The 22,918-nt window shown below is 66.9% G+C and carries 24 protein-coding genes; 13 read left to right on the top strand and 11 right to left on the bottom strand.

What is annotated here, in order from left to right; translation table 11 throughout:
- Positions 1–261 precede the first annotated feature (261 nt).
- Entirely contained in the window at positions 262–477 is a 216-nt protein-coding gene (locus tag PIN01S_RS25635; RefSeq protein ID WP_084339746.1) for a hypothetical protein, read from the top strand.
- A 178-nt stretch (positions 478–655) separates the two neighbouring features.
- Here PIN01S_RS25635 and PIN01S_RS25630 read toward each other — a convergent pair whose 3' ends face one another.
- The gene (locus PIN01S_RS25630) at positions 656–904 is read right to left on the bottom strand and encodes a DUF2955 domain-containing protein (RefSeq protein ID WP_244506049.1); all 249 of its coding nucleotides are present in this window, start codon (positions 902–904) and stop codon (positions 656–658) included.
- A gap of 519 nt (positions 905–1,423) precedes the next feature.
- Between PIN01S_RS25630 and PIN01S_RS25625 the strand changes: the two genes are divergently transcribed.
- From PIN01S_RS25625 to PIN01S_RS25615, 3 genes are all read left to right on the top strand, one after another.
- Complete coding sequence (locus PIN01S_RS25625; RefSeq protein WP_084339745.1) at positions 1,424–2,359, top strand: LysR family transcriptional regulator; 936 nt, start codon at positions 1,424–1,426, stop codon at positions 2,357–2,359.
- 98 nt (positions 2,360–2,457) lie between these two features.
- Positions 2,458–2,685, top strand: a complete 228-nt coding sequence (locus PIN01S_RS25620; RefSeq protein WP_084339744.1) for a DUF2790 domain-containing protein — start codon at positions 2,458–2,460, stop codon at positions 2,683–2,685.
- Positions 2,686–2,726: 41 nt separating this feature from the next.
- Positions 2,727–3,044, top strand: a complete 318-nt coding sequence (locus tag PIN01S_RS25615; RefSeq protein WP_084339743.1) for a hypothetical protein — start codon at positions 2,727–2,729, stop codon at positions 3,042–3,044.
- Here the strand turns inward: PIN01S_RS25615 and PIN01S_RS25610 are convergent.
- The 10 genes from PIN01S_RS25610 to PIN01S_RS25565 all read right to left on the bottom strand — a co-directional run bounded on the left by PIN01S_RS25610 (position 3,041) and on the right by PIN01S_RS25565 (position 14,124).
- On the bottom strand, positions 3,041–3,523 hold the full coding sequence (locus PIN01S_RS25610; protein ID WP_084339742.1) for a GNAT family N-acetyltransferase: 483 nt from the start codon (positions 3,521–3,523) through the stop codon (positions 3,041–3,043). The genes PIN01S_RS25615 and PIN01S_RS25610 overlap by 4 nt on opposite strands.
- A 69-nt stretch (positions 3,524–3,592) precedes the next feature.
- Positions 3,593–4,252 carry a glutathione S-transferase family protein gene (locus PIN01S_RS25605; RefSeq protein ID WP_084339741.1) on the bottom strand — a complete coding sequence of 220 codons (660 nt, stop codon included), beginning with the start codon at positions 4,250–4,252 and terminating at the stop codon, positions 3,593–3,595.
- 184 nt (positions 4,253–4,436) lie between these two features.
- Complete coding sequence (locus tag PIN01S_RS26605) at positions 4,437–5,126, bottom strand: hypothetical protein (protein WP_090257383.1); 690 nt, start codon at positions 5,124–5,126, stop codon at positions 4,437–4,439.
- Complete coding sequence (locus tag PIN01S_RS25595; protein ID WP_084339739.1) at positions 5,123–5,455, bottom strand: hypothetical protein; 333 nt, start codon at positions 5,453–5,455, stop codon at positions 5,123–5,125. Before PIN01S_RS25595 ends, PIN01S_RS26605 begins: the two co-directional genes overlap by 4 nt.
- A 100-nt stretch (positions 5,456–5,555) precedes the next feature.
- The gene (locus PIN01S_RS25590; protein WP_084339738.1) at positions 5,556–7,511 is read right to left on the bottom strand and encodes a PhoX family protein; all 1,956 of its coding nucleotides are present in this window, start codon (positions 7,509–7,511) and stop codon (positions 5,556–5,558) included.
- Between the two features lie 67 nt (positions 7,512–7,578).
- Positions 7,579–8,340: an energy transducer TonB gene (locus PIN01S_RS25585; RefSeq protein ID WP_090257387.1), complete on the bottom strand. Its 762-nt coding sequence runs from the start codon at positions 8,338–8,340 to the stop codon at positions 7,579–7,581.
- An 11-nt stretch (positions 8,341–8,351) separates the two neighbouring features.
- The gene (tolR, locus tag PIN01S_RS25580) at positions 8,352–8,798 is read right to left on the bottom strand and encodes a protein TolR (protein ID WP_084339736.1); all 447 of its coding nucleotides are present in this window, start codon (positions 8,796–8,798) and stop codon (positions 8,352–8,354) included.
- A gap of 12 nt (positions 8,799–8,810) precedes the next feature.
- Positions 8,811–9,518 (bottom strand): protein TolQ, encoded by a 708-nt coding sequence (tolQ, locus tag PIN01S_RS25575; RefSeq protein ID WP_084339735.1) that lies wholly within the window; start codon positions 9,516–9,518, stop codon positions 8,811–8,813.
- A gap of 85 nt (positions 9,519–9,603) precedes the next feature.
- Positions 9,604–11,553 (bottom strand): phytase, encoded by a 1,950-nt coding sequence (locus PIN01S_RS25570; protein ID WP_084339734.1) that lies wholly within the window; start codon positions 11,551–11,553, stop codon positions 9,604–9,606.
- 54 nt (positions 11,554–11,607) lie between these two features.
- Positions 11,608–14,124: a TonB-dependent receptor gene (locus PIN01S_RS25565; protein ID WP_425287698.1), complete on the bottom strand. Its 2,517-nt coding sequence runs from the start codon at positions 14,122–14,124 to the stop codon at positions 11,608–11,610.
- A 340-nt stretch (positions 14,125–14,464) separates the two neighbouring features.
- On the opposite strand from PIN01S_RS25565, the gene PIN01S_RS25560 reads away from it, so the two are divergent.
- The 9 genes from PIN01S_RS25560 (at position 14,465) to PIN01S_RS25520 (ending at position 22,876) form a co-directional block, all read left to right on the top strand.
- Positions 14,465–15,379: a GGDEF domain-containing protein gene (locus PIN01S_RS25560; RefSeq protein ID WP_084339732.1), complete on the top strand. Its 915-nt coding sequence runs from the start codon at positions 14,465–14,467 to the stop codon at positions 15,377–15,379.
- Positions 15,376–16,413, top strand: coding sequence for an AraC family transcriptional regulator (locus tag PIN01S_RS25555; RefSeq protein WP_170837236.1), 1,038 nt, complete (start codon positions 15,376–15,378; stop codon positions 16,411–16,413). Before PIN01S_RS25560 ends, PIN01S_RS25555 begins: the two co-directional genes overlap by 4 nt.
- Positions 16,414–16,466: 53 nt before the next feature.
- Positions 16,467–17,219 carry an AraC family transcriptional regulator gene (locus PIN01S_RS25550; RefSeq protein WP_084339730.1) on the top strand — a complete coding sequence of 251 codons (753 nt, stop codon included), beginning with the start codon at positions 16,467–16,469 and terminating at the stop codon, positions 17,217–17,219.
- Positions 17,220–17,426: 207 nt separating this feature from the next.
- A complete protein-coding gene (locus PIN01S_RS25545) occupies positions 17,427–18,344 on the top strand; it encodes a dihydrodipicolinate synthase family protein (protein ID WP_084339729.1) in 918 nt (305 codons plus the stop codon).
- A 51-nt stretch (positions 18,345–18,395) separates the two neighbouring features.
- A complete protein-coding gene (locus tag PIN01S_RS25540) occupies positions 18,396–19,088 on the top strand; it encodes a GntR family transcriptional regulator (RefSeq protein ID WP_084339728.1) in 693 nt (230 codons plus the stop codon).
- A gap of 260 nt (positions 19,089–19,348) precedes the next feature.
- Complete coding sequence (locus tag PIN01S_RS25535) at positions 19,349–20,281, top strand: 4-hydroxyproline epimerase (RefSeq protein WP_084339727.1); 933 nt, start codon at positions 19,349–19,351, stop codon at positions 20,279–20,281.
- Positions 20,278–21,402 carry an NAD(P)/FAD-dependent oxidoreductase gene (locus PIN01S_RS25530; RefSeq protein WP_244506050.1) on the top strand — a complete coding sequence of 375 codons (1,125 nt, stop codon included), beginning with the start codon at positions 20,278–20,280 and terminating at the stop codon, positions 21,400–21,402. The genes PIN01S_RS25535 and PIN01S_RS25530 overlap by 4 nt, the downstream gene beginning before the upstream one ends.
- Entirely contained in the window at positions 21,390–21,626 is a 237-nt protein-coding gene (locus PIN01S_RS25525; RefSeq protein ID WP_084339725.1) for a (2Fe-2S)-binding protein, read from the top strand. Before PIN01S_RS25530 ends, PIN01S_RS25525 begins: the two co-directional genes overlap by 13 nt.
- Positions 21,623–22,876 (top strand): NAD(P)/FAD-dependent oxidoreductase, encoded by a 1,254-nt coding sequence (locus tag PIN01S_RS25520; protein WP_084339724.1) that lies wholly within the window; start codon positions 21,623–21,625, stop codon positions 22,874–22,876. The genes PIN01S_RS25525 and PIN01S_RS25520 overlap by 4 nt, the downstream gene beginning before the upstream one ends.
- Positions 22,877–22,918 lie beyond the last annotated feature (42 nt).

Raw genomic sequence — 22,918 nt, 5'->3', positions numbered from 1 at the left:
GAAGGTGGTTCTGATCGCGTTGGCGCCAACCGCGTCGCCGAAGATGGTTCCGACCGCGTAGGTGCCAACCGCATCAGCTGATGTACCGAAGGATCGTTCCCACGCTCTGCGTGGGAACGCAGCCCGGGACGCTCCGCGTCCCCCTCAAGCCCCCTTTGTTGCGCAATACGAAATAGTCATTCTCAACCGCAGCTATTTTTCCGATTTTCGCTCCTCCCTAGGATGAAGTGGCTCCTGAACTGACCGAACGAGGACACTGATATGAAACGTCACCTTCTTGCCGCAGCCGTTCTTTCCGCCTCTTCCCTGCTGGTTTCGCAACTGAGCCTGGCCGAGGAATCCGCCGCCTTCGTCGAGCGCACCCTGGCCTTCCAGCAAGGCAAGCAAGCCGCCGAAACCGTCGCTAAGCGCAGCCAGGGCACCGACCGCAAGCGAGTGCAGACCAGCGCCCAAACCGACGAAGACCGCGATAGTTGATACCGCGCCCCCCTGCTCCTCCTGACGTTGATGATGTGATTGCTCCCTTTTTATCGACGTCCCTTCGGCCGCTCCCTCGAGCGGCCTTTTTTCGTTCCACACGGAATCAATAGCTCTGATGGCGGACGGGCGGGAAGCGGTTGAGCAGACGGTGAACGATGAACACCGGCGACCAGCGTCAACAACAGCGGCCGGTCACCGAACAGACCGTACAGCACGCTGACCTCAGGTTGACTACCAACCCCTGGGCGACGAACTGACGGACGACATGCCGGTTCAGCCGTGGCACCAACCCAAGCCGCAATACCGGATAAATGCAGAAGAACGCGCCGTATTCGGCATCGAACAGTTTGCACAGGAAGAACGCCAGGGTGCCGCCCCCGGCGATACGCAGGCACTGGTGCAGGAAAGTGCAGATTTTCACCATCCCGACGGCCGCGCCGTGCCGCGATCTCGGTGACCTTCGCCTGCGCCGCCCGCAGCTCGGCAGCGGCCATAAGGCGATTGGCTTCCACCTGCTCGTACTGCTGGCGCGGCACGTAGCGCTTGCCCAGCAGCGTTTCGAGACGGCGGCTCTGCGCGCTGAGTTCGACGAGGCTGGCGTGGGCGGCGCCCACCGATGCCTCGGCGGCTTGCAGGTTGGCGTCCAGCTCGGCGTTGTCCCTGGATCGCCTGTTCCACCGCCAGCTCCGCCTGCCGCACGGGCAGACGGAACGGCTCCGGGTCGAGGCGGAACAGCAGGGCTCGACATGCGCCCAGAACCAGCGCGGCGATAGCGATTTGGACCCAGCGGGCAAATCGTTGATCGGGCGTCATGAAAAACCTCGGACAGGGAACATCGCCGGCCGAGGCAATACCACGACACGGGCGCGCAGTATGGAAGGCGCTCCGCTCCGCAAAAACCGCCCTGCAGGCAAAGCAGGTTTACGTACGAGGTAACAGTTGCATGGATATCGTTCAGGCAATGCGCGTTTTCGTCCGCGTCGCCGATGCCGGGAGTTTCACCGCCGCCGCCCGCGCCCTGGAATTCTCCACGGCACAGGTGTCGCGGTTGGTCTCCGAGCTGGAAAGCCACCTGCAGGCGCGCCTGCTGCAGCGCTCCACCCGGCGCCTTGCCCTCACCGAAGCAGGCAGCCGCTACCTCGCCCGCGCCCGGCAGATTCTCACCGACATCGACGACGCCAACGCCGAGGCCAGCGGTGCCCATCTGATGCCCAAGGGCCGCCTGCGGGTGCACTCCATCACCGGCCTCGGCATCCAGTTGCTCGCGCCGCTGGCGGCCCGCTACGGCGCGCTCTACCCGGACGTGCACCTGGACATGACCCTGTCGCAACGCTTTCCGGACCTGCTGGAAGAGGGTCACGACGTAGTCATCACCCTAGCCCGCGACCTGCCCGACTCGGAGCTGATCGGCCAGTACCTCGGCAACATCCACAGCGTCATCTGCGCCGCCCCGGCCTACCTGGAAAAACACGGCATCCCGCAGACGCCGGACGATCTCGCCGAGCACCGCTGCCTGTTGCTGGTCGACCCGGTGTTCGGCGACCACTGGGCCTTCACGGTGGACGGCAAGGAACAGCCGCTGCGCCTCGGCGAAACCTTCCAGGTCAACGTCGCCGAGGCCATGGCCAACGCCGCCGAAGCCGGCATGGGCATCTGTCTGCTGCCCGACTTCGTCGCCGCCCGCGCCATCCAGCGCGGTGGGCTGGTGCGGGTCCTGCCGCATCACAGCCTGCACGAAAAGAGCGTCTACGCCGTGTACCCGTCACGGCGCTTCCTCGATGCAAAGGTGAGCACCTGGATCGAATTCCTCAAACAGGAGCTGCCCAAGGCGCTGGAGCGCTACCGGGCGATGCTCGACGATCCCGCCTGCTGGGCCTGAGCATTGTTGCGACGCGTGCAAGGTTGCCTTGCACGCCCGGCCGTTTTTCCTGCCCGCCCCGAGCGATAGGGTGATGGCGACTCTCTCGGAGACGAGCGATGAAAAGCACCTACCTGATGCTCGGCCTGGCACTGGCCTCCCCCTGGGCCACCGCGGAAGACCGGCAGGTCTACCACTACGGCATGGACCTGGACGTCGCCCAGGCCATCTCCACCACCGAACCATCCGGCTGCATGCCGGGCGAAGCGATCATGACCTACAAGGACTCCAAGGGCGAGGTCCATACCCTGGTGTATGTGCGCCAGGGCTCCGACTGTCGCGACTGACAAGCTGATGCGCGCCCGTCCGTGAGCTAGGCTTGTCCGGCATGACGACCTTCTCTCGAGTCGCCGTCCTCTGCGGCGCCCTCGCCTTGCCGGCGCTCGCCGCCACGCCCGAGGCCTGGACAGAACACAAGAAAGCCGTGCTGGCCGCATGCATGAAGGCCAGCGGGCTGGAACAACCCCGGCCGGTCGGCAAGCTCATCGAATACCCGGACCGGCTCAGCCTCACCGCCATCCTCCTGCGCGGCCGCTACCCGCAACCGCACATGGAAGGCCGGATGGGCCAAGAGCTTTGCCTCTACGACCGCCGCAGCCGCACCGCCTTCGTCAGCGAGGCGGATTCGATCCTACTGAAGCCTTAGGCCCCTTCGGCAAAGCTCCGCAGCGCCTCGCCATCCAAGCGATAGCGAATCCACTCCTTCTGCGGCTGGGCGCCGATGGAGTCGTAGAAACCTATCGCCGGCTCGTTCCAGTCCAACACGCTCCACTCCAACCGTCCGCAGTCGTTGTCACAGGCCTCGCGGGCGAGCTGGCGGAGCAGCGCCTTGCCGGCACCGCTGCCACGGCTGTCCGGCGTGACATACAGGTCTTCCAGGTAGATCCCGTTGCGCCCCAGCCAAGTGGAATAGCTGTAGAAATACACGGCGAAACCAATCGGCTTGCCGTCCTGCTCGCAGATCAGCGCACGGCTCGGCGCCCGTTCGGCGAGCAGCGTGCGCTCGATGTCTGCCACGCTGGCGACGACCTCGTGCGCAGCCTTCTCATAGGTAGCGAGTTCGGTGATGAAGGCCAGAATCTGCGCCGCATCGCTGGGGACGGCTGGGCGTATCGACAAGCTCAAGGCGTTCTCCTCGGATCACTGGGAAAACGCCTAGTGTCTGAGCTGCGACCGATTCGGGCAAGCACCGGCTCAATCGCGATCCGGCGCCCCCAACGGAAACAGCGTCCGATACGGCCGCGCCTCCTCCACCGCCCGAGCGAACGACGGCCGTGCCAGCAAACGCTGCCGATAGGCCCGCACCCGCTCGAACGACTCGGCGATGGGATGCACCCAGTCGGCATAGAACAACGCCGGCGCCGCCGCGCAATCCGCCAGACTGAACGCCTCCCCCGCCGCCCAGCTACGCCCGGCCAGTACTTCGTCCAGCCAGGCATACGCCCGCTCCAGCAACGCCCCCGCCTCCTCGACACCATAGGCATCGCGTTTATCCGCCGGCCGCAGGCTGTCGAACACGAACTTCTGCATCGGCGTCATCACGTAGTTATCGAAGAAGCGATCCATCATCCTCGTCTCCAACGCCGCCTCCGTCCCCTCGGGCAACAACCGCACCGGTCCCGGATGATGCAGCCCCAGGTACTCGATGATGATGCTCGACTCGACCACCGTCCTGCCGCCATCCACCAACACCGGCATCTTTCGCATCGGCCACAACGCCTGAAACTCCGCCCCGTTCCCAGGCTCGTCCGGCGCCAACAGGCGAAACTCAAAGGACAGCTCGTTCTCGTAGAGCGCGATCAGTACCTTCTGACAGTAGGAAGAAAACGGATGGGCAAAGAGTTGGAGAGACATGGGCAAAACTCCTGGGTTGGCAAGAAGAGCGTAGCGCTCCGTTTTTGTCTGGAGGGCGCGCGCTCTTCTAGTCGAATGGGATGAAGGGAAATCGACAGGGGTGATCGAATTTTTGCCGCACAGGAGATTGGCCTATCCCACCCTGGATGACCGTTTAGTGAAAGTTACGGACTACTCATCGTTGTTATTTGCAGGCGTCCAAGAGCTTTAGTGCAAGTTCCTTGCTCGCCTGGTCAGTTTCCGCCGCAAGCTTTGCAGCAGTAGGTGCCACCTGTGCTTTACAACTCGCCAATGCTTGTGCCTGTTGACTGAATTTAAGGGAGACATTCTGGGCAGCAAGGCCTGTAGCGAAGACTTTGCCGAAACCTTGTCCGGCACTATCGGCACGAAGAATAGTATTGGAGTCGAAAGCCGAGAATACAGACAAGGCATCATCACGGTTGAGTACATTCGAGAGGTATTCGCTAAGAGCCTGAATTCTCTGGCGGGATTGCTCGATCCGCTGCTGGGCTTGCGCCTTGGCCGGGTCTGTCCCAGCATTATCCAGCTCTTGCTGGGAGCGGGTCATGATCCGAGTTTCACTGTCGATCTGATCCGCAAGCTTGGCCGCTAACACCCCACGCTCCTGCGGCGAGAGCGATTCCCCGGATTTCACTTGGTTGAAGGTCTCGCCAGTCGATGTAATTTCAACGGCTGGCACATAAGCGGCATCCAGACTGTTTACGCCGATGGATGCGCTGAATTCACCGGTACCGGCTCCTGGTGCAGATACATCTACTCCAACCGAAGTTTTGGAGACGAAGACCAGGGGAGTTCTGTCTGCGCAGCCATTCAGGGTAATCAGCCCCAAAATCATGAGTAGTCGCTTGCTCAAGGTATAGCCTCCATGTTCGAGCAAACACGGTCGATGGTTTCGCCCAGTGCTCGTTTTATTTGTTCGACTTGTTTGTGGCTGCGAACGATGAGAATGAGGCTGCAGGACGAGGGGGAAGGAATGGCAACGATCTCCTGGCTCAGATAGCCAAGATTGCTTGTTCCCTGGATGCTGGTTGCACCGATTCCGAACGTCGATGTAACGATTGCCCGAGCAGGCATATCGGCGCGCAGATCGACCGGACCAATGTTGATAAAGTGCTGGCTCGACTGCGCCCCCTTCACGGATACAAACGAGCAGCCACTTGCTAAGCAAGCTGCGATGAACATCCCTGTCAGTCTCATTCAAATATCTGCCTGCAAACCTCCTTAAGACTTAGACGCCGATCCGAATGCTGTCAAAGTAGCAGCACCGAATCTGCCCTCCCCCTCAGCCCCCAATCACCCCACCATCCTCCTTGGTGATCAGCACCGTGGTCGAGCGCGGTCGGGTCTTGCCGTCGCTGGCGGGGTAGCTGAGGCCGGGGTGTTGAATGTTGGCCCAGAGGGCCTTGCCATCGGGACTCCAGGCCAGGCCAGTGATTTCGCAGCCACGCGGGCCGACAAGGAAGCGGCGGACTTCGCGGGTGGCGGGGTCGGCACAGAGGAGCATGTTGCAACCCATGTTGTGCATGGCGGCTTCGGCGTCGTCGAAGTCGGTCTGGATCCACAGGCGGCCCTGGGCATCGAAGGCCAGGCCGTCCGGGGAGGAGAACAGGTCGCCCTGGATGGTGCCGACGAGGTTGGCCGGCACCGGCTTGCCGTCCTTGTCCTTGGCCCCCTTGGCTTCGCCGGCGAGGAGGAAGAGCTCCCAGGTGAACGCGGTGGCGGTGGGGTCGGCGCCCTGTTCGGCGATGCGCAGAATCTGCCCGTGCAGGTTGTTCGGCCGGGGGTTGGCCTTGTCCACGGGTTGCTTGCTGCCGCGCCCGTCGTTGTTGGTGAGGGTGACGTAGACCTCGCGGCTGGTGGGATGGACGGCGGCCCATTCGGGGCGGTCCATGGGGGTGGCGCCGGCACGGTCGGCGGCGGCGCGGGCGTTGACCAGCACCTCGGCCTGGCTGGCGAAGCCGTTTTCCTCAGTCAGGCCGTTCTGACCGTGGACCAGGGCCAGCCAGTGGCCGTTGCCGTCCGCGTCGAAGCGCGCGGCGTAGAGGGTGCCTTCGTCCAGCAAGTCGCGGCTGACCTTGGGGTTGGCGGCGTCGAAGCGCCCGGTGGGAACGAACTTGTAGACGTATTCGCCCTTGGCGTCGTCGCCGGAGTAGAACGCCATGCGCCCGTCGCCGCCCAGGGACAACGCCGCGCATTCGCGGCTGAAGCGACCGAAGGCGGTACGCTTGATCGGTTGCGCCTTGGGGTCGAAGGGATCGATTTCCACCACCCAGCCGAAGCGGTTCGGCTCGTTCACGTGGCCGCCATGGGGCTGGTCGGCAGCGGGCGTGGCATCGAAGCGTGCGTCGGCGGTCTCCCAGGCGTAGTACTTGCTGGTGCCGCTGTTGGACAGGCCATAGCGCTTGTGCGAAACGCGCTGGGTGTAGTCGGCCGGGTCGCGGTTGATGAAGTAGTTCGGCCAGTTTTCCTCGCAGGTGAGGAAGGTGCCCCAGGGGGTGACGCCGGTGGCGCAGTTGTTGAGGGTGCCGAGCACTTCCAGGCCGGCCGGGTCGGATGCGGTCTTCATCAGCGCGTGGCCGGCCAGGGGACCGGCGATGCGCATCGGCGTGAGCATGGTGATGCGGCGGTTGTAGGGCGATTCCATGACGCGTTGCCACTGGCCGTCCTTGCCCTTCTTCACTTCGATCACCGAGACGCCATGGGCGGCCTGCTCCTTGCGCACCTCGTCCAGCGGACGCGGCTTGCTCAGGTCGATGGTGCCGGAAGGATGCAGCGGCGGGTTGATGTATTCGTGGTTCATCACCAGCAGGCCACGGTCGGTCTCCCCTTCGAAGGGGAAGAAGTTCATGCCGTCATGGTTGTCGCCGGCCTGCTTGAGCTGGGCTTGCCAGTCATCGCTGGCGTCCGCCTTCCAGACCGGGGCGCCGGACTCCACCGGATCGCCCCAGGAGAAGAACGGCACCGCACGGTAGCCCTCGGCGACCAGCACGCGGTCGAAACCGGGGTCGAGCTGCACCGGCACGCCCTTGAAGCCCAGCAGCGGGCTGGCACTGGCCTTGGCGCAGGCGCTCAGGCCGCCGCCGAAGAAGCCGAGGGCGGCGAGGGTCAGGCCGCCCTTGAGGACGTTGCGCCGGGCTGGATCGATCAGCTCGGCCAGCGGCGGGTTCGCGCTGGGGTTGATCGACTGGTCGTCCTGGCTCTCCAGGCGTTCGTGGAAATGGCGATGGTCATGGCTCATGGAAATCTCCCTGTCTGTCGGCGCCGGTCCGCTGTGCCCCGTTTGGAGACTCGCGGCGGCGCGCGGTTCATTCGATACGGTAGTGGAAGGTGTTCTTCACGTCGGGGACGGCGACCGCGCGGCCATCGACGATACGCGGCTGGTAGCGGAAGGTCCTGGCGGCGGCCAGCGAGGGGCGGACGAACAATGGATGGCACTCGCCGATCACCTTGGGGTTTTCCACGCGACCGTCCGGGGTGACGGTGTAGCTGACGGTGCAGTCGCCCTCGATACCCTTGTCCAAGGCGCGATCCGGGTATTCCGGAGCCTCCTTGGCGATGGGCAGGTACGGCCGGCTGGCATCGGCACGGGCGGCGGCTTCGGCTTGCAGGCGCTGCTGCTCCTCGCGCTGGCGGGCCTGCGCCTGCTCACGGGCCTGTGCCTCGCGTTCGAGGCGTTCGCGTTCCTCACGCTGCCGCTCGCGCTGCGCCTGTTCGAGGCGTTCGCGCTGGCGCTGTTCCTCCAGCCGTTTGCGTGCCAGGGCAGCCTGCTCCAATTCCCGTTGGCGTACCTGCGGATCGGGCTTGGACGCTTCCACCGGCTTGGACGGTTCCGTCACCGGTGGCGGGGCCTGTACCTCAGGCACGGACGGTGCGGGCGGCGGCAACTGGATCAACCGGGTCGATAGGGTCCGCACCTGCGGCTCGGCCGGTGTCGAGGGTTGCCAGTGCGCCAGCAGCGCGGCCAGGGCCAGGGCATGCAGCGCAACCGCCAGCACCACGGCCAATGCCTGACGGCGCCAGGCGCGGGATGGCCAGGCCAGCGCCGGCCAACCGACGGCTGTCGGCATGGGTTCGGCCCTCATGGCTGGGGGGCCTCGGTGACCAGGCCGACATTGCGCACCCCGCCCCGCTGCAAGGCGGCCATGCCGGCGACCACCGTGTCGTAGCGGGCATCGCCGTCGGCGCGGATGTAGACCTGGGTGTCGCTGCGCGCGGCGACGATGGCGCTCACCTGGGCGGTCATTTCTTCCAGGCTCACGGCACTGTCCGTGTGCCGTTCGGTGTCCAGCTCGCTGCCGAGGTTCCAGTAGTAGCCGCCGTCGGCCGTCACCGAGAGGGTGAGGATCTGCTGGCGGGTGTCGGTGGGCAGCGCTTCGGCGGCGACCTCTGGCAGGTCGATCTTCACGCCCTGGGTGAGCATCGGCGCGGTGACCATGAAGATCACCAGCAGCACCAGCATCACGTCGATATAGGGCACCACGTTCATCTCGGCCTTCGGGCCGTGCGGGCTGTAGGGCTTGCGCATGGCTCCCTCCCCTCAGGCGGCGCGATCGAGGCGCGCCGCGGCCTGCAACCGGCGATGCAGGCGCCCCTGCAGCTCGTTGCCGAAGGCGTAATAGCGGCTGGAGAAGGCGGCCACGCGGGCGGAGAAGCGGTTGTAGGCGATCACCGCCGGGATGGCCGCGAACAGGCCGATGGCCGTTGCGATCAACGCCTCGGCGATACCGGGGGCGACGGTGGACAGGGTGGCCTGTTGCACCTGCGACAGACCGATGAAGGAGTTCATGATGCCCCACACGGTGCCGAACAGGCCGATGTAGGGGCTGACCGAACCGACGGTGGCGAGGAACGGCAGGCCCTTGCCGAGACGTTCCTCCTCCTCGCTGATGGCCACCAGCAGGCTGCGCTCGACGCCATCGATCACCGCCTCGCCGCCCACGCCCGGTTCGTTGCCGAGGTGCTGGTATTCGCCATAACCGGCGCGGAACAGCCGCTCCAGGCCGGCGTCCGCATCCGGTTCGGCGGGCGTCTCGCGGTACAGCCGGGCGAGGTCGGACTCGCGGCGGAAGCGCTGCTGGAAGTCCTTCAGCAACCGCTCGCTGCGGCCCAGCAACAGACTGCGCTGGACGATCAGGTACCAGCTCGCCAGCGAGGCCAGCAGCAGGGTGAGCATGACGCCCTTGACCAATGGCGAGGCGGCGCTGACCAGGCTCCAGACGGTCATGTGTTCGAGGGTGGCGTGCATGGGTCTCTCCGTTGTGTCGCCCTCCTCAACGAAGGGCGCCTGGGTTATTCGATTACGTTGCGGTTGCGTTCTGATGACAGCGGCGTCATTCCAGGCCGAGGGCGTCGGCCACGGCGCGCCAGGACACGAACTTGAAGTTCTGGGTCTGCTCGGGCATGCGCTTGCGGCCGTCCTGTACCACCAGCAGGCCGGCGCTCCAAGGCCCGCCGAGGTTGGCCGAGCTGACGTCCAGGCCGTCCGTCTCGGAGGCCCCGTCGATGCCCAGTGCGCCGTTCAGTCCAACCCGGAAGGCGCCCTTCGGCGCGTAGGGCGGCTCGGCGTCGAGCACCACGTAGCTGTCGTTGCCCTGGCTGGAGACCACCAGGTAGCTGCGGCGCGGGCCATGGTATAGGCCGAGGCCCTCGACATCGGCCTTCAGTGTCTCGCCCACCGCCATCACCCTCGTCAGTTCCGCCTGTTCCTCGGCGCGGGCGTCCACCGCCCAGACACCGCTGTCTTCCTCGCCGAGGAACAGGCGCTGGCGGCGATCATCGGCCACGCAGCCCTCCGGCTGGCTGTCCACCGCGAAGCGCCGCACCAGCTCGCCACGCAACGTGCCGCTCGTGCCGTCCAAGCGGTACTGGAGGAAGGTGCCGTCCTTGCCGTTGGCGAAGGCGTACAGCTCGCCGGAATCCGGCTGGAACAGGCAGATGCCGTAGATTTCCGCCAGCGGCGTGGCGATTTCGCCGGCCTCGCGCAACTCGCCGCTGGCGCGGTCGATGGCGAACAGGGCGATGCTGTTGCGGTCGCGGTTGCTGGCCACGGCCAGGTCCACCGTCGCGTCGCCGAGACGAATGCCGCTGCGGACGTCCACGTTGTTCAGGCGGCCCACCGGCAGCTCTTGCACCAGCGTGCCGTCCAGGTCGTAGGCCAGCAGTCCCTGCTTCTTGTTGGTGCCGAGCACCCGCGAGCGCGACGGCCGCTGCGGATGCACCCAGATCGCCGGGTCGTCGGCGGCATCGCCATGGCGGCCCACTGGCTCGCTCTGGCGCACCGCCGCGACGTTCGGCAGCACCGGCGGCCGCCGCACCGGCTCGGCTTTCCAGACCAGACGGCCCTGGTAGAGCCGTCCACTGTCGTCGTCGCTCAGCAGCAGGTCGAGCCCGTTGGCTGTCTCGTGCAGGGCCAGTCCCTCCGGTTCGCCGAGCCCTTCCAGCGGCAGGCGGGCGACGGCATGCCAGCCGGCCTCCCGTTGCTGGTAGAGGTGCAGCGCGGCGTCGGAGGGGTCCAGGGCGAGCAGTCCGCCGGGCAGGCTGGCCATGGCGCCGGCCGAGCCACGCAAAGTACCGAAGGGTTGCAGCAGGTCCACCGGCTGACGGCTGGCCTCGGCCTCCGGGTGGGCCGGGTAGGCCCAGAGGCCGACGTTCTCTTCGTTGACGAACAGCCGGTTCGCCGCATCGTCGACCTGGCAATGCTCGGCGTTCGGCGGCAACGGCAGCCCGCGTACCCGACGCGGCTCTGGCGTGAGGCCGGCATCGGTGCCGACCAGCCACTGCTCGCCCTGCCCTTCTTCGCCGACGAGGAACAGATAGAGATTGCGCGCCTCGTCGCGGTACAGGCACAGACCGGCCAGGGCGAAGTCGCGCGCCGGCAGGCTCTGCGGGCGCTGCCAGCGGTGGCTGGCGGGATCGAGAGCGACGAGCACGGCGCGCTGGCCGACGCCGTCCAGCCCGGCGACGATCAGTTGCGACCCCGCCCAGCGCAGATCTAGCGCGGAGAACGAACCCGGCAAGCGCGCCAGTTCGCGCCCCTGGCCGTTGAGCAGGAGCAACCCTTGGCGCTCGCTGGCAGCAATACGCCAGTCGTGCTGGGCGCCGTCCTTGGCGGGGACGAAACGGATCGCCTCGAGGTCGAGCCCGGCCGGCGTTTTCCAGGCGCTCAGGGCCAGTACGGGTTCGGCGGACGGCGGCGGAGTCGACGCCGAGGGGGACAGGCGGTCGCAACCGGCCAGGGCCAGGCTGGCCAGCAGCGCGGCGCGGAGAAACAGCGAATTCATCGAACGGTGTTCCTTGTGACACGCCGCTCTCCGTGGAAGAGCGGCCGACGGGGATCAGAAGTGGGTGAAGGTCAGGCCCAGCTTGTAGGTGGGGCCGTATTCCTCGTACTGGGCGTTGTAGCGGTCGCGCCCGGTGTAGACGTAGTAATGCTCGTCGGTGATGTTCTGCGCCTCGAAGGAGACCTGCAGGTCCTTGGTGAGGAAGTAGCGGGCACTGAAATCGACGAAGGTCTGGTCGTCCACGTAGAGGTCGTGGGCCTTGTCGTCCACCGCCGCGACTTCCTGCAGATAGTCGGACTTGTAGTTGGCGGAGAGGCGCAGGCTGAGCTTGTCGTTCTCCCAGCCGAGCATCAGGTTGCCCACGGTGTCGGACTGGAACGGCAGGTCGATGTCGCGCCGCCGGCCTTGTCCTTCGATGCGTGCGTCGGAGCGGCTGAAGGTGGCGTTGGCGCCCAGCAGCAGGCCGTTCCACGGCGCCGGCAGCCAGTCGAATTTCTGCGACCAGGCCAGCTCCAGGCCGTACAGCTTGGCGCGGTCGCCGTTGGCATAGGTGTTGGCCTCGTCGAAGTCCGTCCAGGCGCCGGTGCCGGCGAGGTCGGTGTTGTAGACGAAATTTTCGATGTCCTTGTAGAAGACGAAGGCCGAAACCACCCCGGCGCGCCCCAGGTAGCGCTCGATGCCGAGGTCGAAGTTGCTGGACTCCAGCGGATCGAGCTGCGGGTTGCCGAACTCCGCCTCGTCGCCATCGATGAGGAAACCCGGCGCCAGTTGCTCGAAGCTCGGACGCACCACGCTGTTGGTCCAGGCGGCGCGGAGCTGGGTGTCCTTGTCCAGTTGGTAGCGCAGGTGCAGGCCCGGCAGCCAGTGGTCATAGTCGTTGCTCGCCTCGATATTCTCGAAGGTGCCGTCGCGCAGGCCAGTGCCCTTGGCGCGGAAATCGGTACCCTCGTAGCGCAGGCCGGCGATCACGCGCAGGTCGCCGATGTCGACGGTATTCATCAGGTAGGCGGCGTCGATGTCTTCGCTCATCTCGTAGTCGCCGATGCGCGACTCTTCTTCGTTGTAGTAGTCAGCGCGGTCGAGCCCGCCGAGCAGGCGCTTGATCGCCTTGTCGCTGATGCCCGGCCCGAAGCGGCCGAGACCGTAGTCCACCCGGCCCTTGGTGAAGTTACCGAGCAGCAGGTCGTCGGCGGCGATGCCGGCGTCGTCGAAGTCCTCATAGGTCCAGACGTTGGTGTCATTATCCTTGTCGCGCCGGCTCAGCTTGCCGCCGAACTTGACCCGCGCCGCGTGGCCGGACAGCTCGTAGTCGCGGGCCAGGTCGAGCTTGATGTTCTTCTCGGTGTCGGTGGTGTCCTGCTCGGCCCACTCCACTTCGTCGAGGATGAAGTTGTTCGCGTCGTAGAACGCTTCGCCGATGTTCAGGGTCGGCTTGCGCGTGCTGCCGAAGCCGGCGTCGGTGAAGTCGTCGGTACCCTCGAACAGCGCGCCGGCGATATGCCCGGGCGTGTCTTCGCTGGAACGGCTGTAGCCGACCTGGGCGTTGAGGGTCCAGTCGCCGCGCAAGTGCTCGCTGCCCAGCACGTAGGATTGGATTTCTTGGGTTTCCTCGCGGGACTTCAGTTCGCGCCAGCCTTCGGCATCGCCACGTTCGCCGGGTGCCTGAGCGTCGTCGAACTCCACGCCGGCGGCATTGCGCGTTTCGCTGTCCTTGAAGCGGCTGTAGAGGGTGCGCAGGTAGTAGCTGTTGAAGTCGTCCGGGCGGTAGTCGAAGTTCAGGCCCAGGCCGGTGCGCTCGCGGGTGATGTCGTAGTCGCGCTGCTCCAGCTCCTCCAGCCGGGCGCCGTCCTCGAAGTCCCAGGCGCCCCCGGTTTCCACGTTGTCCGAGCCGAAATCGCGCTTCTGCCAGCTCAGCGCGGCGGCCACGCCGAAGTTGTCGATGCCGTCGCCAAGGCTGAAGCGGTCGCTGATCGCCCCGGAGAACTTCGGACTGGTCTGGCCGCTGTTGTCGTCGTAGCTGCCTTCGGCGCTGCCGGTATAGAAGAGGCCCTTATGATCGAAGGCAGACAGGCTTTCCACTTCGATGGTGCCGCCCAGGGAGTTGGCGTCCATGTCCGGGGTCAGGGTCTTGACCACCGACAGCGACTGCACCAGCTCGGACGGCAGCACGTCCAGGGCCACGGCGCGGGTGTCGGCGTTGGGCGACGGGATCAGTGTGCCGTTGATGTTCACGGCATTCATGTCCGGCCCCAGGCCGCGCACGCTGACGAAGCGGCCTTCGCCCTGGTCGCGCTCCACACTCACGCCGGGCAGGCGCTGCACCGCCTCGGCGACGTTCTCGTCGGGCAACTGCGCCACGCCATCGGCGCTGACCACGCTCTTCACGTTGTCCGAGCGGCGCTGCTCCTTGAGTGCCTTGTCCAGGCTCACCGCCTGCCCCACCACATCCACGTGCTCCACCACATCCGTGGCGGTTTCGGCGGCCAGCAGCGAACCGCTGGCCACGGCCAGCGCCAGGGCACTGAGGGCATGGCCGGCGCGTCGGGCGGCCTTGCTGCGCTTGAAGGTCATCATCAGGTTTCTCCCCGTCTTGATACCGGGCAAGCCGCCCGGCGAGATGGCTGGGCACGCTAGGCGGAGCGGATGACGCTTCTGTGACAGGCCCGACGCAAAGGCCCGGAAAACGGGGCTTCGAGAGCACTTTCGCGCGCAAAATGAACCGAAATGACCCGCCACCGCGCAGGGCATGTAGCCGGGTAGCGCGGCTCGCGTGCCGTTGGCTCCGGGAATGAAGCAGAAAGGCATGTGTGGTCACGCAAACCCATGAGCCGATTTGACCTCCCGACTGCCATCAATCGGTCATCTGGCTCTGCTGAGCTGTGCGCCATCGTTTCCCTGCGAGGCCCCGTCCATGCCCGCCCTGCTCCGTCTGCACCGCCTGAAACTGCTGGCCCTGACCCTGGTCGCCAACCTCGCGCTGCTCCTGCACCTCGCCGCCGGCGACCTCAAGGCACCGGCGGAATGGGTGTGGCTGGACATCCTCGGCGAAGGCGGCTCGGCGCTGCTGGCGCTGGTCTGGCTGTGCCTGATCCTCAAGAGCCGCCCGGCCGGGCGTGTCACCAACCTCCTTACCCTGGGCCTGGGGCTGGTGTTCTTCTCCTGGTGGGTGGACAGCCTCGACGAATTCATCCGCATGCCCGAAGCCATCGGCTGGGACCACTGGTTGGAGTCGGCGCCGATGCCCTTCGGCCTGCTGCTGCTCACCTACGGGCTGTACCACTGGCACCACGAGCAGTTGGCGATCAGCGCGCAGATGGAGAAACGCGAGCGGCTGTTCCGCGAGCACCTGCTGTTCGACAAGCTCACTCCCCTGGCCGGCGCCGACTACCTGCGCCGCCAGTTACAGCTCAGCCTGCAGGAAAGCCGCCGCGAGCAGGTGCCGTTGTCGCTGGTGGCGGTGGACCTCGACGACTTCGATGCGATCAACCAGCGCTACGGCCATGCCGAAGGCGACGCCGTGCTCCAAGCGGTCACCCAGGTACTGCTGCTCAACCTGCGCCGTCAGGACCTGCTCTGCCGCCTGGCTGGAGACCGCTTCGTCGTGCTCCTGCCGGCCACCGGCGAGGCCCAGGCGCGCCAGCTCGCCAGCGAACTGGCCGAGGCCGTGCGCAGCCTGGCGCACAAGAGCCGCCAGCACGGCGAGCGCCTGCCGCTGAAGGCCAGCGTGGCGACCGCGATGGCCCTGGACGAAGATGCCGAAGCCCTGCTGCAACGCCTCAACCTCGCCCTGGCCCGGGCCAAGCAGCCCCTCGCCCTGAGCGCCTGAACATGTCCGGTTCCTGGTTCGAGCGCGACACCCGCTGCATCGCCGCCCATGGCCAGCCGGCGGCGCTGATCGACCTCTGCCTGCAGCGCGGGATCAACAGCCACCGCCTGCTGCGCGGCACCGGCCTGTTCCACGAAGACGTCCTGCGCGGCGATACCCTGGTCAGCCCCGAGCAGTTCTTCCAACTGATCGACAACGCCCGCCAGTTGCTGGATGCCGACGACAGCGCCTTCCTCTTCGGCCAGCGCCTGCTGCCCGGCCCGCTCGGCGCCGCCAGCCAGGCCCTGAGCCTGGCGGCCAACCTGCAACAGGCGCTGGAGCTACTGGTGGAGCTGCGTACCCTGCTCTTCCCGCTGCTCAGCCCACGCCTGCTGCTGGACGAACAGCACGCCTACCTGCACTGGCAGGACAATTGCGGCGCCGGTCACCAGTTCCGCTTCCTCGTCGAGGCCGCCATGGCCGCGGTGATCGCCATGAGCCGGCGCCTCGGCGGCGAGCGCCTGCCCTGGCAGATCCACCTGCGCCACGCGCGGCCGCGCTACATCGAACAGTACTGGGTACACCTCGGCGAAGACCTGCACTTCGCCAGTCCCTACGACCTGATGCGCCTGCCGCGCGCCTGCCTGACCCGCCCCTGGCCGCAGTCCGCCCCCACCGCCGCCCTGGTGGCCGGGCAACAGGCCCGCGCCGAGCTGCAACGCCTGCCCGCCACGCACAGCCTGCTCGACGCCCTGTACCGCTGGCTGCTCGACCACGCCCGCCAGGCGCCGGGCCTAGAGCACGCCGCCGACGCCTTCGGCATGAGCCCGGCAACTTTCAAGCGCAAGCTGAAGAAACACGACACCTGCTACCAGGAACAGCACGACCAGGCACGCCTGCACCTGGCCCTGTACCTCTACCAGATCAAGGGCTACAGCAACGACGAAGTCGCCGCCTACCTGCGCTTCCACGACGCCACCAACTTCCGCCGCTCCTTCAAACGCTGGACCGGCCTGGCGCCAAGCGCACTGCTGCTGGCGATGCGTGGCAGGTAAGCGTCTATCCGCTTATCCTCCGCTCACCCCCGGCCAATTCGCCCGCGTGAACGATGCTCGATCTGCTCCCCCGCGCCACCGCTCCCGACCTGCCCACGCTGCTCGCCAGCCTGGAGCTGGTCGCGCCGTTGCTGGACGAGATGCCCAGCGTGGTGTTTTTCGTGAAGGACTGCGAGGCGCGCTATGTGATGGTCAATCGCACCCTGTCGCAGCGCTGTGGTTACGAGGAGAACCAATCGCTGCTGGGCAGGACGGCCGAAGAAGTGTTCCCGGCGCGCTTCGGGCCGCTGTACACGGCGCAGGACCGCAGCGTGTTGCGCGACGGCATCCGTCTCGCCGACCGCCTGGAGCTGCACCTCTACCCGGCCCGTCATCCGGGCTGGTGCCTGACCCACAAGCTGCCGCTGCGCGACGCCCAGGGCCGCATCATTGGCATGGCCGGCGTTTCCTGCGATCTGCTGGCGCCGCAATCCAGCCATCCGGCGTATCAGCGGCTGGCGGCGGTGGACGATTACATCCGCGAGCACTTCGCCCAGCCGATCAGTCTGGCCGAGCTGACCGCCGTGGCCGGTCTCTCGGTGGCGCAACTGGAGCGCCACTGCAAGCGCCTGTTCCAGCTCACCCCGCGGCAGATGATCCTGCGTGCCCGGCTGGGCGCTGCCTCGAGCCTGCTGGCCAGCGACCTGCCGATCACCGAGATCGCGCTGCGCTGCGGCTATACCGACCACAGCGCCTTCAGCCGCCAGTTCAAAGCGCACACCGGTTTCTCGCCGAGCCAGTACCGCGACACCCTGCCCCATCGTTGAGCGGCCCGCTTCCTTTGCGGACATCGCTGCTCCGTCAGGTAACAGCCCGGTGGCCGGTGCGCGCCACGCAGATTGTCCGTGCCGCATGCCCACCCCGCCTGCGATGGGCTTTTGCGCCGTTTCGTGGCAGTCGCAGTTGGATTGGCACAGGTTCTGCTTTCTGGAAATATCGTATACGAAATACCAAATAGCCATTTGGAGGCCATCATGAGCAAAGCCATCGGTTGGAGCGGCGTGTTTCCCGCCGTCACCACTCAGTTCCGCCCCGACTATTCCCTCGATCTCGACGCCACGCACCGGGTCATCGCCAATCTGGTACGGGACGGGGTGTCCGGCCTGGTGATCTGCGGCACCGTCGGCGAGAACACCTCGCTGAGCCTGCGGGAGAAAATCAGCCTGGTGGAAATCGCCAAGGATGCGTCGGCCGGACGGGTGCCGGTGATTGCCGGGGTCGCCGAGTTCACCAGCGCCAACGCCAGCCAGGTCGCCCGCGAAGTGGCCCGCGCCGGCGCCGACGGCATCATGCTGATGCCGGCCCTGGTCTACTCCGCCAAGCCGTTCGAGACCGCCGCGCACTTCCGCAGCGTGGCCGCCGAAACCGACCTGCCGGTGATGGTCTACAACAACCCGCCGATCTATAAGAACGATGTGACGCCCGACATCCTGATTTCCCTGGCGGACTGCGACAACATCGTCTGCTTTAAGGATTCCTCCGGCGACACGCGCCGCTTCATCGACGTGCGCAACGAGGTGGGCGACCGCTTCGTGCTGTTCGCCGGGCTCGACGACGTGGTGCTGGAAAGCGTCGCAGTTGGCGCGGAGGGCTGGGTCTCGGGGATGTCCAACGTCTTCCCGCAGGAGGGCGAGACGCTGTTCCGCCTGGCCAAGGCCAGCCGCCTCGCCGAGGCGCTGCCGCTCTACGAATGGTTCATGCCGCTGCTGCACCTGGATGCCCGGCCTGATCTGGTGCAATGCATCAAGCTTTGCGAAGCCCTTGTCCAGCGTGGCTCCGCCCTCACCCGCCCCCCGCGCCTGGCCCTGCCGGAGGCGGATCGCCGTTTCGTCGAGTCACTGATGGCGCATGCCCTGGAGAACCGTCTCGCACTGCCTGACGTAGGACTATGAGCAGCGGGGGCACACTGTAGAATGAGCGCCGGCTGAACAGGATCGAACAGCGTGCCCCTACCTCCGTCGAACACACCCAACCTGGGCATCGTCCCCACCGCCTCTGACGTGATTACCCGTCATCTGCGCGAGGCCATCGTCGCCGGCCACTTCGCCGAAGACGAGCCGATCCGCCAGGACGACATCGCCCGCCAGTTCAACGTCAGCAAGATTCCGGTGCGCGAGGCGCTGAAGCGCCTGGAGGCCGAGGGGCTGGTGGTGTTCCAGCGCAACCGGGGTGCGCTGGTGACACGCCTCTCCGAACCCGAACTGGCGCAGATGTTCGAGGTGCGGGTGCTGCTCGAAGCCGAGGCGATCCGCCTGGCCGTGCCGAACATGACCGAAGAGACCTTCTCCCGCGCCGAGCGCATCTGCGCGGCCTTCCTCGACGAGGATGACATCGGCCGCTGGGCCGAACTGAACTGGCAGTTGCACGCCTGCCTCTACGAGCCGGCCGGGCGGCCGTTCATGCTCAACCTGATCCGCTCCATCCACGACAAGCTGGAACGCTACCTGCGCCTGCAGATGAGCCTGTCCGCCGGCAAGGCGCGGGCCGACCAGGAACACCGCGAAATCCTCCAGGCCTGCCGCAACGGCGACGCCGAAGGCGCGGCCCGGTTGATCCAGAGCCATATCGAAGGCGTCTGCCAGACGCTGTACGAACATCTGCCCAGGCGCAGCCAAAGCGGGCAGGAGCCGGTGTAGGGGCGAGCGCTGCTCGCGAAAGGGCTACCACAAAGGTTTCGCCAGCAGAGCTGGCTCCTACGAAAAGCGGACGGTCGTGTAGGGGCGAATTTATTCGCCCGGCAATGGCTGGGCGGGCGAATGAATTCGCCCCTACGATGGAATCATCCCTCCCACTTCACTATGCCGATTTCGTCATCGCCCCGGTGGAAATCCATCAAGCCGGCGCCATCCGGAACACGCATTCTTGTAGGCACTCCCTCCCCCGCAGGAACGGTTCCATGAAGCGCATCCGCATCCTCGACTCGCACACCGGCGGCGAACCGACCCGCCTGGTCATCGACGGTTTTCCTGATCTCGGCAACGGCAGCATGGCCGAACGCCGCCAGCTTCTCGCCGACCGGCACGATCACTGGCGCCGCACCTGTATGCTGGAGCCGCGCGGCAACGATGTACTGGTCGGCGCGCTGCTCTGCGAACCGGTCGATCCCTCTGCCTGTGCCGGTGTCATCTTCTTCAACAACGCCGGCTACCTCGGCATGTGCGGCCACGGCACCATCGGCCTGGTCGTGTCCCTGGCGCACCTGGGCCGCATCGGCCCCGGCGTGCACCGCATCGAAACGCCGGTGGGCACGGTGGAAGCGACGCTCCACGAGGACCGCTCGGTGAGCGTGCGCAACGTGCCCGCCTACCGTTATCGCCAAGCGGTCGCCGTGGAAGTGCCCGGCATCGGCCCGGTGGTCGGCGACATCGCCTGGGGCGGCAACTGGTTCTTCCTCGTCGCCGAGCATGGCCTGCGCATCGCCGGCGACAATCTCGACGCGCTCACCGATTACACCTGGGCCGTGCGCCAGGCGCTGGACGCCCAGGGTATCCGCGGCGAAGACGGCGGCCTGATCGACCATATCGAACTGTTCGCCGACGACGACACAGCGGACAGCCGCAATTTCGTGCTCTGCCCCGGCAAGGCCTACGACCGCTCGCCCTGCGGCACCGGCACCAGCGCCAAGCTGGCCTGCCTGGCGGCCGACGGCATGCTGCGCCCCGGCGAGGTCTGGCGCCAGGCCAGCGTCATCGGCAGCCAGTTCGAAGGCCATTACGAATGGCAGGGCGAACGCATCGTGCCGACCATCCGTGGACGCGCCCACGTCAGTGCCGAAGCCACCCTGCTGATCGACGAGGACGACCCGTTCGCCTGGGGCATCCAGCCGTGAGCGGAGAACGCGCGGCGGACATCATCGTCATCGGCGCCGGCATTGTCGGGGCCGCCTGCGCCCACGAACTGGCCCGGCGCGGCCTCGACGTGCTGGTGCTGGACGCCCGCTGCGGCGGCGCCACGGCGGTGGGCATGGGCCATTTGCTGGTCCTCGACGACAATCCGGCCGAGCTGGCGCTGAGCGACCATTCGCTGCGCCGCTGGCGCGAGTGGGGACCGCGCATGCCGGAGGGCTGTGCCTACCGCAACAACGGCACCCTGTGGTTGGCGGCGAACGCCGAGGAGCTGGCGGCGGCCGAGGCCAAGCACGCCAACCTCGCCGAGCAGAACGTGGCCGGCGAGTTGATCGGCGCCGAGCGCCTGCGCGCACTCGAACCGGCCCTGCGCGAGGGCTTGCACGGCGCGCTCAGGCTGAGTGGCGACGGTATCGTCTATGCCCCCAATGTCGCGCGCTGGCTGCTCGGCGCCTTTCCCGAGCGCATCCGCGAACGGCAGGCACGGGTCGTCGAGATCGACGGCAACCGCATGCGCCTGGACGATGGCACCTGGCTGTCGGCGCACGCCGTGGTACTGGCCAACGGCATCCAGGTCACCGAGCTATGCCCGGAACTGCCCATCGTGCCGAAGAAGGGCCATCTGCTGGTCACCGACCGCTATCCCGGCCGGGTCAACCACACGCTGGTGGAGCTTGGCTACGTCACCAGCGCGCATAACAGCGCCGGCCCCTCGGTGGCCTGCAACATCCAGCCCCGACCGACCGGACAATTGCTGATCGGCTCCTCACGCCAGTTCGGCAGCACCGATCCGCAGGTGGAGGGCTGGATGCTCGCCCGCATGCTGCGTCGCGCGGTGGAGTTCATGCCCAGCCTGGCCCGGCTCAACGGCATCCGCAGCTGGACCGGCTTTCGCGCTGCCAGCCCGGACGGGCTGCCGCTGGTCGGCGAGCATCCGCAACGCCCCGGCTTGTGGCTGGCGGTCGGCCACGAAGGGCTCGGCGTGACCACCGCGCCGGCCACCGCCGAACTGCTCGCCGCGCAGCTCTTCGACGAAGCGCCGCCGCTGCCGCTGCACCCCTACTCGCCCCAACGCTTTCTCGGAGACGCCGCATGCCCGACCTGACTCTCGACGGCCGCCCGCTCAGGGTGACCCCCGGCACCAGCGTGGCAGCCGCTCTCGCGCTCGGCGGCGACGGCACCAGCCGCACCTCCGTGGGCGGCCAACGCCGGGCCCCGCTGTGCGGCATGGGCGTGTGCCAGGAATGTCGGGTGACCATCGATGGCGATCTGCGCTTGGCCTGCCAGACCCTGTGCCGCGACGGTATGCGTGTGGAGACACGGCCATGAACGCACACTGCGACCTGCTCATCGTCGGCGCCGGCCCCGCCGGGATGGCCGCCGCCCTCGCCGCCGCCGCGAGCGGTGCCCGCATCGTGCTGCTCGACGACAACCCGGCCCCCGGCGGGCAGATCTGGCGCGACGGACCGCAGGCACATCTGCCGCCGGCCGCCCTGCAGCACCGCGAAGCACTGGAGGAGCACACCAACATCGAGCTGCGCTGCGGCACCCGCGTGGTCGCTATCGCCAGCCCCAACGCCCTGCTACTGGAAGATGCCGAACGCGGCTTCATCCTCGGTTACGACAAGCTGATTCTCTGCACCGGCGCCCGCGAACGACTGCTGCCCTTCCCCGGCTGGACCTTGCCGGGCGTCACCGGCGCTGGTGGCCTGCAGGCGCTGATCAAGGGCAACCTGCCGGTGGCCGGCGAACGGGTAGTGATTGCCGGCAGCGGGCCGCTGCTACTGGCCAGCGCCGCCACTGCGAAACGCAATGGCGCCCGGGTGCTGCGCATCGCCGAACAGGCCTCCTGGCGCACCGTGGCCGGTTTCATGGCGCGCCTGCCGCAGTGGCCGAACAAGGTGGCGCAGGCGGTCGGCCTGTTCGATCCCGGCTACCGCTGCGACAGCCACGTGCTGGAAGCCCTCGGCCAGGACCGCCTGGAAGGGGTGCGCCTGCGCCAGGGCGGCAAGGTGGTCGAACTCGCCTGCGAACGGCTGGCCTGTGGCTTCGGCCTGATTCCCAACACCCAACTCGGCCAGGCGTTGGGCTGCCGCCTCGACGGCGAGGCCATCGCCGTGGACGCCTGGCAGGGCACCAGCCGCGCCGGGCACTACGCCGCCGGCGAATGCACCGGTTTCGGTGGCAGCGAACGGGCTCTGGTCGAGGGCGCCATCGCCGGGTATTCCGCCGTCGGCGAACGCGAGCGCGCCCATGCCCTGTGGCCGAAGCGCCGGCACTGGCAACGCTTCGCCGACACGCTGGAGCGCAGCTTCGCCCTCACGCCGGCCTTGAAGACCTTGCCCCACCCCGACACCCTGGTCTGCCGCTGCGAGGACGTCCCCTATGCCACCCTCGCCGGATGCAACGGCTGGGTCGACGCCAAACTGGCCAGCCGCTGCGGCATGGGCGCCTGCCAGGGCCGCATCTGCGGCCCCGCGGCGCAGTTCCTGTTCGGCTGGCAACCCACACCCCCGCGCCCGCCCCTGAGCCCGGCCCGGATCGAGACGCTGTTGTGCCTGGAGGATCGCACGGGGTAACGCACCAGGCGGCTTCCCGGATTGCGCTCAGGCTTATCCAGG

Origin of the sequence: Pseudomonas indica NBRC 103045 (genome assembly GCF_002091635.1) — a bacterium.
Taxonomy (GTDB): Bacteria; Pseudomonadota; Gammaproteobacteria; order Pseudomonadales; family Pseudomonadaceae; genus Pseudomonas_M; species Pseudomonas_M indica.
The sequence above is the reverse complement of the archived record's forward strand: the minus strand, read 5'-3'. Positions and strand labels throughout refer to the sequence as shown.

What these genes read in the sequence shown, in the direction of transcription:
- PIN01S_RS25635 (WP_084339746.1), top strand. Translation starts at nt 262, where the DNA reads ATGAAACGTCACCTTCTTGCCGCAGCCGTTCTTTCCGCCTCTTCCCTG.
- PIN01S_RS25630 (WP_244506049.1), bottom strand. Translation starts at nt 904, where the DNA reads ATGGTGAAAATCTGCACTTTCCTGCACCAGTGCCTGCGTATCGCCGGG.
- PIN01S_RS25625 (WP_084339745.1), top strand. Translation starts at nt 1,424, where the DNA reads ATGGATATCGTTCAGGCAATGCGCGTTTTCGTCCGCGTCGCCGATGCC.
- PIN01S_RS25620 (WP_084339744.1), top strand. Translation starts at nt 2,458, where the DNA reads ATGAAAAGCACCTACCTGATGCTCGGCCTGGCACTGGCCTCCCCCTGG.
- PIN01S_RS25615 (WP_084339743.1), top strand. Translation starts at nt 2,727, where the DNA reads ATGACGACCTTCTCTCGAGTCGCCGTCCTCTGCGGCGCCCTCGCCTTG.
- PIN01S_RS25605 (WP_084339741.1), bottom strand. Translation starts at nt 4,252, where the DNA reads ATGTCTCTCCAACTCTTTGCCCATCCGTTTTCTTCCTACTGTCAGAAG.
- PIN01S_RS25595 (WP_084339739.1), bottom strand. Translation starts at nt 5,455, where the DNA reads ATGTTCATCGCAGCTTGCTTAGCAAGTGGCTGCTCGTTTGTATCCGTG.
- PIN01S_RS25590 (WP_084339738.1), bottom strand. Translation starts at nt 7,511, where the DNA reads ATGAGCCATGACCATCGCCATTTCCACGAACGCCTGGAGAGCCAGGAC.
- PIN01S_RS25585 (WP_090257387.1), bottom strand. Translation starts at nt 8,340, where the DNA reads ATGCCGACAGCCGTCGGTTGGCCGGCGCTGGCCTGGCCATCCCGCGCC.
- tolR (WP_084339736.1), bottom strand. Translation starts at nt 8,798, where the DNA reads ATGCGCAAGCCCTACAGCCCGCACGGCCCGAAGGCCGAGATGAACGTG.
- tolQ (WP_084339735.1), bottom strand. Translation starts at nt 9,518, where the DNA reads ATGCACGCCACCCTCGAACACATGACCGTCTGGAGCCTGGTCAGCGCC.
- PIN01S_RS25570 (WP_084339734.1), bottom strand. Translation starts at nt 11,553, where the DNA reads ATGAATTCGCTGTTTCTCCGCGCCGCGCTGCTGGCCAGCCTGGCCCTG.
- PIN01S_RS25565 (WP_425287698.1), bottom strand. Translation starts at nt 14,124, where the DNA reads ATGACCTTCAAGCGCAGCAAGGCCGCCCGACGCGCCGGCCATGCCCTC.
- PIN01S_RS25560 (WP_084339732.1), top strand. Translation starts at nt 14,465, where the DNA reads ATGCCCGCCCTGCTCCGTCTGCACCGCCTGAAACTGCTGGCCCTGACC.
- PIN01S_RS25550 (WP_084339730.1), top strand. Translation starts at nt 16,467, where the DNA reads ATGCTCGATCTGCTCCCCCGCGCCACCGCTCCCGACCTGCCCACGCTG.
- PIN01S_RS25545 (WP_084339729.1), top strand. Translation starts at nt 17,427, where the DNA reads ATGAGCAAAGCCATCGGTTGGAGCGGCGTGTTTCCCGCCGTCACCACT.
- PIN01S_RS25535 (WP_084339727.1), top strand. Translation starts at nt 19,349, where the DNA reads ATGAAGCGCATCCGCATCCTCGACTCGCACACCGGCGGCGAACCGACC.
- PIN01S_RS25525 (WP_084339725.1), top strand. Translation starts at nt 21,390, where the DNA reads ATGCCCGACCTGACTCTCGACGGCCGCCCGCTCAGGGTGACCCCCGGC.
- PIN01S_RS25520 (WP_084339724.1), top strand. Translation starts at nt 21,623, where the DNA reads ATGAACGCACACTGCGACCTGCTCATCGTCGGCGCCGGCCCCGCCGGG.